This is a genomic window from Clostridia bacterium (assembly GCA_036654455.1).
GTDB lineage: Bacteria > Bacillota > Clostridia > Christensenellales > CAG-314 > JAVVRZ01.
Genome location: JAVVRZ010000012.1, coordinates 1 through 2311, shown reverse-complemented (window position 1 = coordinate 2311; position 2311 = coordinate 1). Strand labels below are relative to the sequence as shown.

Here is a 2311-nt window from a genome sequence, read left to right as displayed (position 1 = left end):
TTGTTAAGCTACTGCAACCGCTAAATGCGCCACCTCCTATACTCGTTACGCTATCTGGAATAGTGATACTTGTTAAACTGCTGCAACCGCTAAATGCACGATCTCCTATACTTGTTACACCGTCAGGAATAGTTATACTTGTTAAACTACTGCAACCACTAAATGCGACATCTCCTATACTTGTTACGCTACTTGGAATAGTTATACTTGTAAGTCCGCTGCAACCGCTAAATGCGCTTCTTCCTATACTAGTTACGCTATCAGGAATAATTATACTTGTTAAATTGGAACAATCTTCAAATACCCAATCTCCTATACTTGTTACGCCAGTTGGAATAGTTATACTTGTTAAGCTACTGCAACCTCTAAATGCGCCACCTCCTATACTTGTTACGCCAGTTGGTATTGTAAATGAAGTATCTTTATTGCCATTGCAATAATACAAGAACTCAGCGCCATCTTTACTATATAGGTCTCCATTAATAGATTTATATGTTGTGTTATTAATATCTACGTCAATGCTTGTTAAGTTGTGGCAAGCGCCAAATGCAAAATTTCCTATACTTGTTACGCTAGTTGGAATAGTTATACTTGTTAAACTGCTGCAATCGGTAAATGCCAAATCTCCTATACTTGTTACACCATCGGGAATAATTATACTTGTTAAGCTGCTGCAACCGCCAAATACCCTTTCTCCTATACTTGTTACGCTAGTTGGAATAGTTATACTTGTTAAGCTACTGCAACCATAAAATGCATAATCTCCTATACTTGTTACGCTAGTTGGAATAGTTATACTTGCTAAGCTGGAACAATACCAAAAAGCCTGGTCTTCTATACTAGTTACGCTATCAGGAATAGTTATACTTGTTAAGCTACTGCAACCGCTAAATGTCCAATCTCCTATACTTGTTACGCTATCTGGAATAGTTATACTTGTTAAATTGGAACAATCTTCAAATACCCAATCTCCTATACTTGTTACGCTAGTTGGAATATTTATACTTGTTAAGCTGGAACAACCTTTAAATGCGCCATCACAGATTACAAGCGTACCGTTGGCAACCTCAATAGTTGTAACATTTGTATCTTTGACACGAATCAACCAATTGTTTAGATATAAACAATTATTTTTCTCTTGGAATGTTAAGCTACTACAACCACGAAATGCGCCATATCCTATACTTGTTACACTATCAGGAATAATTATACTTGCTAAGTTGGAACAACCATAAAATGCGCCATCTCCTATACTTGTTACGCTACTTGGAATAGTTATACTTGTTAAACTGGAACAATCCCGAAATGCGCCAAGATAGATTCCAAGTGTACCTGCTGCAACCTCAATAGTTGTAACGTTTGTATCTTTGACACGAATCAACCAATTGCTTAGATATAAACAATTATTTCTCTCTTGGAATGTTAAGCTCCTGCAACCGTCAAATGCGTTATATCCTATACTTGTTACACTATCAGGAATAGTTATATTTGTTAAGCTGCTGCAATTATAAAATGCATAATCTCCTATACTTGTTACGCTATGCCCGGAAATTTTGCTTGGAATAAAAAGTTTTGTAACCGTTTTATCTTTAAGCCCCGTAATGGTAACGTTATTGCCACTAATTGTAAAGGTAAAAAGTTCTGCGCTAAGCGTCCACTTTGCAACAAGAATCAAATCGGTAGTTATAGGCGTTGCAAAATCAAAATCGACATTTTCTAATTGCCAACCATTAAATGTATATTCGTCTCTTGTTGGAATAATGTTCTCGGCAAACATATTTTCGGCTACTTTCTTGGTAAATAATATTTCTGCGCCGTCCTTATAAGTTATGGTATAGCTCTTAACGTTGTTGTCTAACCAACTAGCGTAGAGCGTTGTATCTGCCTTAACAGTATTAGTTGCAAAAATCCACGAAGTTAAACACTCGCTGTCGGCATACCAGCCGTTAAATGTAAAGCCCTCTCTTGTTGGAGCGGTAGGCTCAACGACAAGAGCGCCACTTATAACTTTAATAGGCTTGATTGAAGAACCGCCTTTACTATCAAACTTAACTTCAAATAGTACAGAGTCGTTGCAAGCTGCAACCACCATAATCGACAATAAAAGTATAGCTATTAAGACTAAACTTTTTACCCCTTTTTTCATAACAACCTCCAATTTTTATCTTTTTGTTTATTTGACAAAGTCTAAAACAGAAACAAATAATATCTAATTAAATAAATTATGACTTTGTGCGCATATAATACCATTTATTTTGTTAATTTTCAATAGATTTTCTAAAATATTATTATAAATTGTAATATTTAAATA

At 35.4% G+C, this 2311-nt stretch carries 1 protein-coding gene; it reads right to left on the bottom strand.

Annotated elements, in window-relative coordinates; all coding sequences use genetic code 11:
- The coding region (locus RR062_06135) for a leucine-rich repeat protein (protein ID MEG2027279.1) at positions 1-2146 on the bottom strand (2146 nt) is incomplete at its 3' end.
- Positions 2147-2311 lie beyond the last annotated feature (165 nt).